The organism is Bacteroides sp. AR20 (genome assembly GCF_964250605.1).
GTDB lineage: Bacteria > Bacteroidota > Bacteroidia > Bacteroidales > Bacteroidaceae > Bacteroides > Bacteroides uniformis.
The window spans coordinates 13,619-26,762 of the sequence record NZ_CAXUGK010000023.1 but is presented as its reverse complement, the minus strand read 5'-3'; the positions used below and the strand labels follow the sequence as shown (position 1 = coordinate 26,762).

Annotated in this window: 17 protein-coding genes; 14 read left to right on the top strand and 3 right to left on the bottom strand. The window is 44.7% G+C overall.

The window, feature by feature from the left end:
- Window positions 1-3: 3 nt before the first annotated feature.
- From hydF to ACESTD_RS12685, 14 genes are all read left to right on the top strand, one after another.
- The gene (hydF, locus tag ACESTD_RS12750) at window positions 4-1,194 is read left to right on the top strand and encodes a [FeFe] hydrogenase H-cluster maturation GTPase HydF (protein ID WP_057281193.1); all 1,191 of its coding nucleotides are present in this window, start codon (window positions 4-6) and stop codon (window positions 1,192-1,194) included.
- 222 nt (window positions 1,195-1,416) lie between these two features.
- Window positions 1,417-1,743, top strand: coding sequence for a PadR family transcriptional regulator (locus ACESTD_RS12745; protein ID WP_005825341.1), 327 nt, complete (start codon window positions 1,417-1,419; stop codon window positions 1,741-1,743).
- An 82-nt stretch (window positions 1,744-1,825) separates the two neighbouring features.
- A complete protein-coding gene (locus tag ACESTD_RS12740) occupies window positions 1,826-2,935 on the top strand; it encodes a PspC domain-containing protein (protein ID WP_195391391.1) in 1,110 nt (369 codons plus the stop codon).
- Between the two features lie 542 nt (window positions 2,936-3,477).
- Window positions 3,478-4,014 (top strand): UpxY family transcription antiterminator, encoded by a 537-nt coding sequence (locus ACESTD_RS12735; protein WP_057098066.1) that lies wholly within the window; start codon window positions 3,478-3,480, stop codon window positions 4,012-4,014.
- A 35-nt stretch (window positions 4,015-4,049) separates the two neighbouring features.
- Window positions 4,050-4,538, top strand: a complete 489-nt coding sequence (locus ACESTD_RS12730) for a UpxZ family transcription anti-terminator antagonist (RefSeq protein ID WP_117887275.1) — start codon at window positions 4,050-4,052, stop codon at window positions 4,536-4,538.
- Between the two features lie 14 nt (window positions 4,539-4,552).
- Window positions 4,553-5,575 carry a UDP-N-acetylglucosamine 4,6-dehydratase (inverting) gene (pseB, locus tag ACESTD_RS12725; RefSeq protein WP_373158912.1) on the top strand — a complete coding sequence of 341 codons (1,023 nt, stop codon included), beginning with the start codon at window positions 4,553-4,555 and terminating at the stop codon, window positions 5,573-5,575.
- Window positions 5,572-6,735: a UDP-4-amino-4,6-dideoxy-N-acetyl-beta-L-altrosamine transaminase gene (gene pseC / locus ACESTD_RS12720; protein ID WP_005829502.1), complete on the top strand. Its 1,164-nt coding sequence runs from the start codon at window positions 5,572-5,574 to the stop codon at window positions 6,733-6,735. The genes pseB and pseC overlap by 4 nt, the downstream gene beginning before the upstream one ends.
- Window positions 6,732-7,415 (top strand): pseudaminic acid cytidylyltransferase, encoded by a 684-nt coding sequence (pseF, locus tag ACESTD_RS12715; RefSeq protein ID WP_117887273.1) that lies wholly within the window; start codon window positions 6,732-6,734, stop codon window positions 7,413-7,415. The genes pseC and pseF overlap by 4 nt, the downstream gene beginning before the upstream one ends.
- Before the next feature lie 103 nt (window positions 7,416-7,518).
- On the top strand, window positions 7,519-7,812 hold the full coding sequence (locus tag ACESTD_RS12710) for a nucleotidyltransferase family protein (RefSeq protein ID WP_117887272.1): 294 nt from the start codon (window positions 7,519-7,521) through the stop codon (window positions 7,810-7,812).
- Between the two features lie 7 nt (window positions 7,813-7,819).
- On the top strand, window positions 7,820-8,173 hold the full coding sequence (locus ACESTD_RS12705; RefSeq protein ID WP_229034671.1) for a DUF86 domain-containing protein: 354 nt from the start codon (window positions 7,820-7,822) through the stop codon (window positions 8,171-8,173).
- Between the two features lie 21 nt (window positions 8,174-8,194).
- The gene (gene pseG / locus ACESTD_RS12700; RefSeq protein WP_117887270.1) at window positions 8,195-9,622 is read left to right on the top strand and encodes a UDP-2,4-diacetamido-2,4,6-trideoxy-beta-L-altropyranose hydrolase; all 1,428 of its coding nucleotides are present in this window, start codon (window positions 8,195-8,197) and stop codon (window positions 9,620-9,622) included.
- A gap of 25 nt (window positions 9,623-9,647) precedes the next feature.
- Complete coding sequence (locus tag ACESTD_RS12695; protein WP_117887269.1) at window positions 9,648-10,328, top strand: methionyl-tRNA formyltransferase; 681 nt, start codon at window positions 9,648-9,650, stop codon at window positions 10,326-10,328.
- Between the two features lie 2 nt (window positions 10,329-10,330).
- The gene (pseI, locus tag ACESTD_RS12690; protein WP_117887268.1) at window positions 10,331-11,341 is read left to right on the top strand and encodes a pseudaminic acid synthase; all 1,011 of its coding nucleotides are present in this window, start codon (window positions 10,331-10,333) and stop codon (window positions 11,339-11,341) included.
- Window positions 11,342-11,347: 6 nt separating this feature from the next.
- On the top strand, window positions 11,348-12,055 hold the full coding sequence (locus tag ACESTD_RS12685) for a PIG-L deacetylase family protein (protein ID WP_229084531.1): 708 nt from the start codon (window positions 11,348-11,350) through the stop codon (window positions 12,053-12,055).
- A gap of 13 nt (window positions 12,056-12,068) precedes the next feature.
- Here ACESTD_RS12685 and ACESTD_RS12680 read toward each other — a convergent pair whose 3' ends face one another.
- From ACESTD_RS12680 to ACESTD_RS12670, 3 genes are read right to left on the bottom strand one after another with little or no spacing between them, the layout of a single operon-like run.
- On the bottom strand, window positions 12,069-12,482 hold the full coding sequence (locus ACESTD_RS12680; RefSeq protein ID WP_117588785.1) for an N-acetylmuramoyl-L-alanine amidase: 414 nt from the start codon (window positions 12,480-12,482) through the stop codon (window positions 12,069-12,071).
- Window positions 12,483-12,484: 2 nt separating this feature from the next.
- Window positions 12,485-12,592, bottom strand: a complete 108-nt coding sequence (locus ACESTD_RS12675; protein ID WP_005829485.1) for a smalltalk protein — start codon at window positions 12,590-12,592, stop codon at window positions 12,485-12,487.
- Window positions 12,593-12,631: 39 nt separating this feature from the next.
- The gene (locus tag ACESTD_RS12670; protein WP_005829481.1) at window positions 12,632-13,117 is read right to left on the bottom strand and encodes a DNA-binding protein; all 486 of its coding nucleotides are present in this window, start codon (window positions 13,115-13,117) and stop codon (window positions 12,632-12,634) included.
- Window positions 13,118-13,144 lie beyond the last annotated feature (27 nt).

Below are 13,144 nucleotides of genomic sequence, written 5' to 3'. Positions count from 1 at the left end.
TTTATGAATAATACACCTCGTTCTAACCGCCTGCACATTGCCGTCTTTGGACGACGGAACAGCGGAAAGTCCAGCCTTGTCAATGCCTTGACCGGGCAAGACACGGCATTGGTATCCGCAACGCCCGGCACTACTACCGATCCCGTGACCAAAGCCATGGAAGTATATCCTTTGGGCCCGTGCCTCTTTATCGATACCCCCGGTTTTGATGACGACGAAGGCGAACTGGGCGGTATGCGCGTGGAGCGTACCTTAAAGACGGTGGAGAAAGCGGACATCGCCCTCTTGCTTTATGAAGCTGACGGAACGCTGGAACAGCAATGGCTAAAGCTACTGGCTGAGCGCGAAATCCCCGTGATACTGATACTGAATAAAGCCGATTCCCGTCAAGACACCGCTTCCGTGGTGCTTCGGATTGAAAAGGAATGCGGGCAGGCTCCCGTTGTGGTCAGTGCCAAAGAGGGTACCGGCATTCAAGGCATTTTCGATGCTATTCTCGAAAAGCTTCCCGAGAATTTTGGTGAGCAGACTATCACGGGCGATTTGGTACGTGAAGGAGATATCGTCCTGCTGGTGATGCCCCAGGATATACAAGCCCCCAAAGGTCGTCTCATTCTTCCACAAGTGCAGACCATCCGCGAACTGTTGGATAAAAAATGCTTAGTGATGAGCTGTACCACCGACAAGCTGCAAGCCTCCCTGCAAGCCCTTGCCCGTCCGCCTAAGCTGATAATCACAGACTCTCAGGTGTTCCCCATCGTCTATCAACAAAAGCCTGCCGAGAGTAGTCTTACTTCCTTCTCGGTTCTTTTTGCCGGTTACAAAGGAGACATCAATGCCTTTGTAGAGGGAGCTGCCGCTATTCATAGCCTGACACCCCAATCGCGTGTGCTGATAGCTGAAGCCTGCACCCACGCCCCGCTGACCGAGGACATCGGCACCGTCAAAATTCCCCGCCTGTTACGAAAGCGCATCGGCGAGGAATTGCAGATAGACTTTGTATCTGGAAATGACTTTCCCAAAGACTTGTCCCGATATGATTTAATTATCCATTGCGGCGCTTGCATGTTCAACCGGAAGTACGTTCTCAATCGTATAGCCCATGCCCGCGCACAGCACATCCCCATAACCAACTACGGAGTAGCAATTGCGAGTCTGACCGGTATATTGGATAAAATTGTTATCCATCAGTAAATATCCCTCTTCCTCTCTGTTCACGTTACTGATGTTATAGAGTAGCGTGAACTACTTTTCTTGTTAATAATGTTTAATATATGGTACTTTGTAATGCAAGGTACTGGTATAATACATATATTTGTGCCATACAAGGAACAACAATAGAATGAATAAGGATACTCATTACTCTATTGTGCAGCCAAATAGTAAATCGTAAATTGTCAAATAGTAAATACCATTATGGATGTAAACAATGTAAAGTCGCAAATGCGCAAGGGCATGCTTGAATATTGCATCATGCTGCTGCTTCACAAAGAGCCGGCTTATGCTTCGGATATCATTCAGAAGTTGAAAGAAGCCAGACTGATTGTGGTGGAAGGTACACTTTATCCGTTGCTCACCCGCTTGAAGAACGACGACCTTTTGGGGTATGAATGGATTGAGTCTACGCAAGGTCCTCCCCGTAAATATTACCGGTTGACGGAAAAAGGAGAAGTCTTTCTCGGTGAACTGGAAACATCCTGGAAAGAGTTGAACGAGACGGTGAATCACATCAGCAATTCTTGAAATGACCACAGAGAATATGCCGCATTCGTCGAATGGTAAATAGTAAATCGTAAATAGTCAAATTGTAAATAAATAGTGTGTTATGAAAAAGACATTAACTGTAAATTTAGGTGGAACCGTTTTCAATATTGATGATGACGCATACCGTCTTTTGGATAATTATCTGAGTAATCTCAAGATGCACTTCCGCAAGGAAGCCGGTGCCGACGAGATTGTAGATGATATTGAACGCCGTATTTCCGAACTCTTTGCCGAGAAATTGTCGGCCGGTTCGCAAGTAATCACAATAGCCGATGTGGAAGAGGTGATTGCCCGCATGGGAAAACCGGAGGACATGGAGACAGAAGGAGAGAGCAGCAGTGCCGATGCCGGTAGTACAAATGCCGGAGGTGGTTATGGTGCCGGTGCATGGAGCAATAATACCGCTTATGGCACTACACGCCGTCGTCTATACCGCAATCCGGATGACAAAATGCTGGGTGGTGTCATCAGTGGAATGGCTGCCTATTTGGGTTGGGATGTGACTTTGCTCCGTCTGTTGCTGCTTGTCGTCTTGATTTGTGGGGTAGGAACGTTGATACCGGTTTATATCGTATGTTGGCTGATTATCCCGGAAGCCCGCACGGCTGCCGAGAAGTTAAGCATGCGCGGTGAGGCTGTTACGGTAGAGAATATCGGAAAGACGGTGACGGATGGCTTCGAGAAGGTTGCCAATGGGGTGAATGATTATATGAGGTCGGACAAGCCCCGTACTTTCTTGCAGAAGTTGGGAGATACGCTGGTGATGGTAGTCGGTTGGCTGTTGAAAATCTGTCTGGTGATATTCGCCATTATTTGCAGTCCGATACTGTTTGTGTTTGGAGTGGTATTCGTGGCGCTGTTGTTTGCTGCGATAGCGGTGGCTGTTGGTGGTGGTGCGGCTCTCATTTCCTTTTTCCCGATGGCTGATGTGGTACTGCCTACTTCTCCGTTGTCTGCCATTGTGATGTACATTGCAGGAATCTTGCTGGTAGGAATTCCTTTGGTCAGTCTTGTATGGGCCATCTTCAGTCAGATATTCAAATGGCAGCCGATGAATTCCGGTTTGAAGTGGACGCTGGTTATCCTTTGGATTGTAAGTGCGGCTTGCTTCGGAATCTGTTTTGCAGTGCAAGGGGCTACTTTCCCGGAATTGGGTATATTTAACTTCTGAGAATAGTAATTTCTTTTTTAATTGATATCGTGTTTGTAGGAATCTGATTTCTATAAACACGATATTTTTTATTTGGTTGTAATTGGTTGTTATACAGTGAAATATTACGTTTGGAAAAGGCGTTTTTTAAACGTTCGTTTAATGAACGCAAAGATAACGTGTATTTTTGAATCTCGCAAAATGTTTAATAAAAATATTCTATAAATTTCTTTTTAGTGAGTATAATACTTTGTCAGTAAGCCTGTTGCATTGTATTTCTCTAACTTCTTCCTTTTACTAATTTTTAAGTAATCTTCCCTCTTTAATTTTCTTAAATATTGACGTTCAAAAAACGAACGTCTATTGAACGCTTTTTGCTTGCAATAGATTCGTTTACAGCATTTTACCTGTTAGGTAATGAATGACTGCAAAAAATCTGTTGACAAGAAGGGCATAAAGCTTGTCGTATTCTACATAAAGTGTCCGCAAGTGATTGAATTCCAAGTGTATGCAAGGAATTTAAAGCCCCAGGAGAACACCCTTGTCTGAACAAAAGCATAAAAATGGGAATAGAGAAAGAGGTCGAAATCTGGTATGCTATGCGTGCCACCTACCGCAGAGAACCGGATGCCATGCATCTGCTCAAGAAAGAAAACTTGGGCTGTTTCATTCCTATGCAATACAAGATATGTATAAAAAAAAGGAAAAAAGTCCGTGCTCTGGTTCCGGTCGTTCATAATCTGCTTTTTGTCCATGCCCGTCCTTCCGATGTGCAGCGTGTCAAGTCTCAAGTCACTTATCTGCAATATATCACCGATACCCGCAGTGGGCAGAAGATTATTGTCCCAGACGGTCAGATGCAGCGTTTCATTGCCGTATCCGGCACTTACGATGATCATCTTCTTTATTTTCAACCGGATGAATTGAACTTGTCCAAAGGTACCAAAGTCCGGATTACCGGCGGTGAATTTGAGGGGCAAGAGGGGATATTTCTGAAGGTAAAGGGCGCACGTGACCGTCGCGTGGTTATCGAAATACAAGGTGTCATAGCTGTTGCCATGGCCACTATCCATCCCGATCTTATAGAAGTAATCGGCTGAACTTTAATTTTTAATTCTTAATTCTATAATTGCTTATGTCTCTTTCCGAAGAAGCAATCACTCTTCAGCGTGCTGCGCACGAACTGATGTATTTGGGTATGGACGGCAGTCCCGTCTATAGCGATGACTTGTCACGGCGGAACGGTGAGGTCTACCGTCTTACCATGGCTTTGTACCGGTCGGGTGTAAAAGGCACTACCATCGACGAGCAGGCAAATGTCTGTCTTGCCCTTCTTATGGGTTACAGCGCCTCTTTTGTCGACCATGGCGAAAAGCAGCGGCATGTCCAGAAAGTGCTGGACTGTTGTTGGGATGTGCTCGATGCCCTTCCCGCTTCCTTACTGAAGCTCCGTCTGCTTACCGCCTGCTACGGTGAAGTGTTCGACGAGTCTTTGGCCGACGAGGGCCGTTCCATCATCGCCTCCTGGGATTCCTTATCACTTACTCCCGAACAGCAGGAAGCGGTTGATGAGTTTCAGAATGTGACAGACAATCCCTATCCGTGGGAATATATCGATGAATAAAACTTTTCATTATAATGCTTAACAATAAATCCGTATTGATTACCGGAGGAACGGGTTCCTTCGGAAAGAAGTTTGTGGAAACCATCCTCCGTGATTATCCGCAAGTAAAGAAAATCATTATTTACTCCCGCGATGAGCTGAAGCAATTTGAGCTGAAACAGAAATATCCCGGTCATAAGTATCCGCAACTGCGTTTCTTTATCGGTGATGTCCGTGACCTCGAACGTCTGACGCGGGCTTGCGAAGGAGTGGACGTGATTATCCATGCAGCCGCCATCAAGCAGGTGGATACCGCTGAATACAATCCCGAAGAGTGCATCAAAACCAATGTACACGGTGCGCAGAATGTGATAAAGGCTGCTCTTGCCACCGGTGTACAGCATGTGGTGGCCCTTTCTACCGACAAGGCTTGTGCCCCCATCAATCTTTATGGCGCCACCAAGCTCACTTCCGACAAGCTGTTTACTGCCGCCAGCAATATCAGCGGTTCCAAGAACATCCGGTTCTCCGTAGTCCGTTATGGCAATGTGATGGGTTCCCGCGGTTCCGTAATCCCTTTCTTTATCAACAAGCGTGACAACGGGGCGAAGGAACTTCCCATAACCGATATGCGCATGACCCGTTTCAACATTTCGCTGGAAGCCGGTGTCGCTTTGGTCATGTATGCCATCGGACATCACCTGGGTGGTGAAATCTTTATTCCTAAGATTCCTTCCTATCATATCCAGGACGTGGCTACCGCCATTGCACCCAATCTGCCGCAGGTGGAAGTGGGCATCCGTCCGGGAGAGAAGATGCACGAGGAGATGATTACTGTAACCGATGCTCTTGATACAATCGATTTGGGCAGATATTATGTCATTCTTCCTTCCGTATCTTTCAAGCACAGTCGCGAAGAGTTCATCAGACATCACAATGCAGTACCCGTTCCCGACGGTTTCCACTACAGCAGTGACAACAATACGGAGTGGGAGACAGTAGAGACTATGCGCGAGAATATAAAGAAATACGTTGACCCTAATTTCGAGGTGAAATGATAAGCAAGCCTATTCCATACGGTCGTCAGCATATCACAGATGAGGATATCCGGGCAGTCATCGATACCTTGAAAAGCGATTACCTGACACAAGGTCCCAAAATCAGGGAATTTGAAACGAAATTTGCCGAATATGTAGGTGCACAATATGCCGTAGCGGTGAACAATGCCACTTCAGGGCTTCATCTTGCAGCTACCGCACTGAATGTAAAGCCGGGTGACAAGGTGATTGTCACTCCCATGACCTTTGCTGCCAGTGCCAACTGCATCCGCTATTGTGGCGGCGAGGTGGTATTCTGTGATATTGACAAGGATACTTACCTCATGGATATCCGTAAACTCGAAGCCATGCTTAAAGCTTCTCCCCGCGGTACTTACAAAGGTATTGTTCCGGTTGATTTTGCAGGCTATCCTTTGGATCTGGAAGAGTTCAGAAAGCTTGCCGACGAGTACGGCTTGTGGATTATCGAGGATGCCTGTCATGCTCCCGGTGGCTATTTCATGGACAGTAAAGGCAAGAAACAACATTGTGGCAACGGTTGTTTTGCCGACTGTGCCGTATTCTCTTTCCATCCCGTGAAACATATCGCTACGGGTGAGGGAGGCATGGTGACCACCAACAGCAAGGAGCTCTATGACAAGCTTTGTCTTTACCGTACGCATGGCATTACGAAAGACCCTGCCTTATTGCACGAGCATCATGGTGGCTGGTATTACGAGATGCAGGAGTTAGGGTATAATTACCGTCTGACTGATTTTCAGGCTGCCTTGGGTATTTCTCAGCTGGAGCGTGCGAAAGCAGGTCTTGAACGTCGTCATGAAATCGTAAGACGCTATAATGAAGCGTTTTCCGGAATAGATGGTATCAAGACTCCGTTCAATACTGCCGATGTCTATCATGCTTATCACCTTTATATCATTCAAGTAGCTGACCGCTTGGGTCTTTATAATTATCTGCACGAGAACAATGTCTATGCGCAGGTTCATTATGCTCCGCTTCATCTGATGCCTTACTATCAGCAGTGGGGCAATAGGAAAGGCGATTTACCTATAGTAGAAGAGTATTACGAACATTGTCTGAGTCTTCCGATGTATCCCACGCTGACGGACGAGGAACAGGAGTATGTGATTGAAAAGGTTATAGAATTTGTAGCGAAATGAAAAATATAGCAATCATTCCTGCACGTGGCGGCAGTAAACGTATTCCGCGTAAGAATATCAAGCCCTTTATGGGTAAACCTATTATTGCATATTCCATAGAGGCAGCTTTACAAAGCGGTCTTTTTGATGAGGTGATGGTTTCTACCGATGATGAAGAGATTGCTGAGATAGCTTGTAAATATGGTGCTCAAGTTCCTTTTATGCGGAGTGCCGAGATGTCAAATGACTATGCCGGTACTGATGATGTAATTCTTGAAGTACTGAGGAAGTATAAAGAGCAAGGCAGGAAGTTTGAAACGGTTTGTTGCATTTATTCAACGGCTCCTTTCGTCACTCCCGAAAGACTCCGGGAAGCATACGGAAAAATGAATTCGGAGATAGATTCCGTCTTCACTTGTGTGGCTTATTCCTATCCCATACAGCGCAGCCTTCACATCGTGGATGGAAAAATTAGTATGGTTTATCCCGAATACAAAAATACACGTTCCCAAGATTTAGAACCGATTTATCACGATGCCGGTCAGTTCTATTTCTCTCGCACTGCTCCCTTTGTGGAGAGCCGGACTTTTTGGGGTGAGAATACAGCCGGGTTGGTACTTTCCGAACTTGAAGTGCAGGACCTTGATACACTGACTGACTGGGCATTGGCAGAGATGAAGTATGAGTTGCTTCATAAATAACTTTCGTGTATGGTTTTAAAGGGAGTGTAGGTAGAAAAAGATTCTGAATGTTTTTAGTTTTGATATTTATCCCTATCTTTGTATGTAGTAAAAACAAAGAAATATGAAGACAACGTCTGAATACATTACTCTTTTGCGTAAATATATGGCTGAAAATGCTTCTAAATACGGCATTATGCGTATGGGAATATTCGGCTCTGTAGCGCGTGGTGAACAAACGGTTGAGAGTGATGTGGATGTTTGTGTAGAATTGCAGACACCCAATATGTTCAGTTTGGTTCACATTAAAGAAGAGCTTCAACACCTGTTTGGCTGTGCAGTGGATATTGTGAGGCTACGTGAAGATATGGATGGAATATTGAAACAGAACATAATAGAGGAAGGCGTTTATGCATAAAAGGGAAATGGTTGAAGCCATGTTGGGTAAGATAGAGCAAGCGATTGAGCGAATCTTGGATAATTCTCGTCCTATAGATTCTTATCATTACTACCTTGTATCTCCCGGAGGGATGGAACGCCTTGAAAGTACCTGCATGCTTCTGATGGCTATAGGTGAAGGACTTAAAGGTATTGATAAACTTACAGAAAAACTGCTATTTGCTAAATATCCGGAAGTTGATTGGAAAGGTGCAATGGGAATGAGAGATATCATAGCACATCATTACTTTGACCTTGATGCAGCAGTTGTTTATGATGTGGTGAAGAATTATCTTCCTTTCATGCTGGCAACTATAAAGAAGATTAGAAAAGAATTGTAATTCTTTAATTCATTTCATTTCTTGAAAAAAATCTATTTCCGTGCCGACGCAAGCGCTACCATCGGCTACGGCCACTTTATCCGTACTCTGGCTTTGGCCGATATGCTGAAGGACGATTTTGATTGTACCTTCTTTACTTGCCATCCCACCTCATATCAGGTAAGTGAGATGGAGAAAGTGTGTCCTTTTGTCACCTTGCAAGAGGAAGCGCATTATGATGAGTTCCTTTCTAGTCTTCAAGGTGATGAAATTGTGGTGCTCGACAATTATTTCTTCACTACCGATTACCAGCGTGCCATCAAGCAAAAAGGGTGCCGCCTGGTGTGTGTGGATGATATGCACGACAAGCACTATGTGGCTGATGTTGTGATTAACCATGGTCAGACCAATCCTGCACTTTTCGACGTGGAATTTTACACCAGGCTCTGTTTGGGATTTGATTGGGCACTGTTGCGCAAGCCGTTCTTAGAGGCGGCAAAAAGGAAAAGTATTTCTTCAGATAGAATAGAGAAAGTGGCTGTATGTTTCGGAGGAAGTGACATTCATGATATAACTGGTTATTTTGTGAATCAGGTACTTCGACTCTGTACTGTGAACAGTATTACGGCAGTAGTAGGAGATGCTTACACTCCTCATTCATCGTGTGTGCAGGACAGTCGCCTTGTTTATCGTTCGCGCCTTACGGCACAAGAAATGGCAGACCTTTTCTGCGACTCCGATTTAGTGATTTGTTCTGCCAGTTCGGTTTGTATAGAAGCATTGGCATGTGGTGCTAAAGTTGCGGCGGGATGGTATGTAGACAATCAAAAGGAGTTTTATGATTTGCTCATTTCAAATGGTTGGATCATAGGGTTAGGGAATGTAAGGCAACCGTCTGTTGATTTGTGTAATGTGAGCTTTTTGCGATTAAGCAATACCAGTGTGAATAATTGTGTTCAGAGGCGTTATATTTCATTTTTCCGAAACTTAGCGGATAACTGCTATTTACGTGAAGTTCGTTCTATGGATAGGGATTTGCTTTATAAGTGGGTAAATGACCCCATAGTCAGGCAGAGCGCATTTAATACAGATGAGATTAATTATGAGGAGCATTGTAATTGGTTTACCAGATGTTTGCAAAAGGAAGATGTGAAGATTTATATTTTAATAGAGAACGGTATGCCAGTGGGACAAGTGAGGCTGAATATTGAAAAGGGTGAAGCTCTGATTGATTATTCCATTGCATCGGAATATCGGGGTAGAGGTTTAGGCTATGTCATTATAGAATTAATAAGTGAGAAAGTTAAATGCATGAAGAATGTTAATTCTTTGGTTGCTCATGTAAAGGCGGCAAATGTATCCTCCCAAAAGGTTTTTCTCAAAAACGGTTTTCTTGAGTGTAGAGACAGTTTGATTTCTGACGATATTTTGATATATAAGTTATTGATTAATGAGGATATTAATAACTAAACATTATTTTAGAGAGTAGAACTAGATGGAAAATATTTTAATCGTTTCTGAAAAGAGTTGGAATAAAGAGTTGGTTAGTTATCTCCAGTCAACAATGCCTCAATATGCTTTTTACTTAATATCTCAAAAAGAGGATTTCACAGTTGAACGGATTGGTTCAATATCACCGGTTAAAATATTTATTCCGCATTGGTCTTATATAATTCCTTCTGCTATTTTTGAACGATATGAATGTATCGTATTCCACATGACTGATTTACCCTATGGACGTGGGGGAAGCCCATTGCAAAATCTTATTGTTCGGGGACTGACGGCGACAAAACTTTCAGCTCTCCGTGTAGAAGTGGGATTAGATACCGGACCGGTCTATTTAAAAATGGATTTGTCTTTATCGGGAACTGCCGAAGAAATTTTTGTCAGGGTCAATAAGCTTGTTGGAAAGATGATAGTTGAAATTATTCAAAATAATCTGCAGCCGGTGCCACAAGAGGGAGACCCCGTTGTCTTTAAAAGACGAAAGCCTGAACAGAGCGATATGAGTGGACTGGAAAAATTGGAGGAGATTTTCGATTATATTCGTATGCTGGATGCTGATGGCTATCCTCATGCCTATATTGAAAAAGGAGAGTTCAGATATGAGTTTACACGTGCGTCCATCAAAGCGGATGGTAGTATTGTGGCTGACGTAAAAATAACAAAGAAGTAATCATGAATAAGACATTTATTATAGCCGAACTATCGGCAAATCATAATCATGATAAGCAGGTGGCTCTTGACACTATTCGTGCGGCAAAGCGGTGCGGTGCGGATGCCGTGAAGATACAGACCTATACGGCAGATACCATGACTATTGACAGTAACCAAGAATGGTTCAAAATTCATGGTACTATTTGGAATGGAGAAAATTTGTATCATTTGTATCAAAAGGCATATACTCCATGGGAATGGCATGAAGAAATTTTTCATGTGGCAAAAGAAGAGGGGTTAGTTTGTTTTTCTACCCCTTTTGACAAAAGTGCTGTTGACTTTCTGGAAACCTTGGATAATCCGATATATAAAATTGCCTCTTTCGAGATTACCGATATAGAATTGATAAAATATGCTGCATCTAAAGGTAAGCCTATGATTATTTCTACCGGTATTGCTACGGTGAATGATGTAGAGCTTGCCTTGCAGACATGTAGAAGTGTAGGAAATGAGCAGGTGACTTTATTGAAATGTACGTCTGCTTATCCGGCCCAGATTTCAGATGCCAATCTGTCTGTAATTGCAGATATGAGGAAACGTTTCCAAGTTCCGGTGGGATTATCTGACCATACGATGGGAACAACCGTTTCTGTGGCTTCCGTTGCTGTGGGGGCCACCGTGATAGAAAAGCATTTTATCATGGATCGTAAAATTGGAGGACCTGATGCCTCATTTTCGATGGAACCCGATGAGTTTGCTTTAATGGTGAAGCAGGTCAGGGAGGTTGAAGATGCTATAGGGCATGTGATTTATCCTACAGATACAACAATGATAAAAGGACGTGAGTTTTGTCGTTCTTTATTTGTTGTGAACAGTATGAAAGCCGGTGATGTTTTCACGGAAAATAATGTTCGTTCGATACGTCCGGGGAATGGGCTGGAGCCTAAATATTTAGACGAAGTATTAGGTAAAAAGGCTGCTCATGACATTGAAAGAGGTACTCCCTTGAGCTTTAATGATATATTAGAATAATTTTTTATGGCTATGTTTACCAATAAACGTATCATGGTTGTTGCCGCCCATCCCGATGATGAACTGCTGGGCCTAGGCGCTACCATGCACAAACTAGTCAAGACACAAGGAGTACAGACCCGGGTCATCATTATGGGAGAGGGGATTACTTCACGCTCAGATACCCGTGACACGGAACAGTGGAAGGAAGTCTTGGAAAGGCATCATCAGAATGTGGAGACGGCGCGGCAGTTGATAGGCTATCACAGCGTGCAGGCATATAATTTTTCCGACAATCGTTTTGACAGCCATGCACTGCTTGATATCGTAAAGGTAGTGGAGCATGAGAAGGAACAGTTTCGTCCGGACTTTATCTTTACCCACCATGGTGGCGACCTTAATATTGACCATCAGATGACTTTTCAAGCAGTGATGACTGCCACACGCCCTATGGAGGACGAACCGGTGAAGGCTATTTTTACATTCGAGACCCCATCAGCCAGTGAGTGGCAGGCTACTTGCGACCCACGCCATTTCACAGCCAATTTCTATATGGAGATTTCGGAGGATGATTTGAAAGCAAAATGTGCTGCCATGGCAGCCTATGAGTTTGAGAGCCGTGCTTTTCCGCATCCGCGCTCTTCGGAGGCATTGAAAGCCCTTGCCCGGTTTCGCGGCTATACCGTAGGCAAACACTTGGCCGAGGCATTTCAGATAGTGCGGATGATAGAATGAAGAAGGGAGCCTTTTAGAGCCCCCTATACTCCCTTTCCGCATCGAAACACGGACAAGCTTTCGTCGGATTCAAATCATGGTGCCCCACAATCAGCGCCCGTGGAAAGATACGCTTCAACTCACGTAGCAGTGCCAGTAACGAAGCCTTCTGTTCCAATGTACGGGTATCGGCAGGAAAACTTGCAGCGTCTAGTCCTCCTTCATAACAGATGCCGATAGAATGGCGGTTGTGATTGAGGCAATGCGCACCTATTTTTTCCAACGGGCGACCGCGGTGTATTTCGCCGTTGCGGGTCAGATAGAAATGATAGCCGATGTCACGGAAGCCGCGGTGGTGGATGTGGTCGCGGCGGCAATCCTCAAAGCCCAGGGCCACGCCTTGAGGCGTGGCTGAGCAATGAACAATGAGCAGGGTAATCGTACGCATGGCTATTTGCAAGCGCCCAGACCTAAAGCTCCCGCTATGGCGGTAGCTACGGTGATGATTACTTTGAGGACAATGCCCCATACGGATTTTGACTTTTTGTCTTCACTCATGATGACTGGTAATTGATAATTAGTAATTTGTAATTATTCTCATCCTAACGGATTCTCGCCCTGATTGCCGTCACTTCCTCCGGAACCGCCGTCGGAACCACTGCCATCGGGAGCTTTTCCGCCTACGGTGTACAGGGAAGATTCCTTCAGCTGTCCATCCAGGTTGATTTGGGCATTACTCAGTTCGCCGGTGGCACGGGCGCGGAGCTTCAGCCCCTTCACGTTGTTGGCCAGCGAGAAGTCGGCAGCGGATTGCGCCCCTTTCTTGCTGACGATTCCTACGGAGAAGATGGCAAGGTCATCCAGTTTCACGTTCTTGCCGTCCAGAATCAATTCTTTGGTGCAGGAAACCATGTCTGCCAGTACCCCCTTGATGACACCACTCGAATAGGGGGTGTTGTGATTGGACATGTGCTTGGCCAATTTTTCGATGTCGAAGGTTTCTTCGATTACGGGGCGTGCATACCAGAGGCCTTTCAGTGGGCTGTCTTCGCCCGTCACTTGATACTTTTTGTAACGAATCATACAATTAAAATTTAGAAGTTAAAGGAT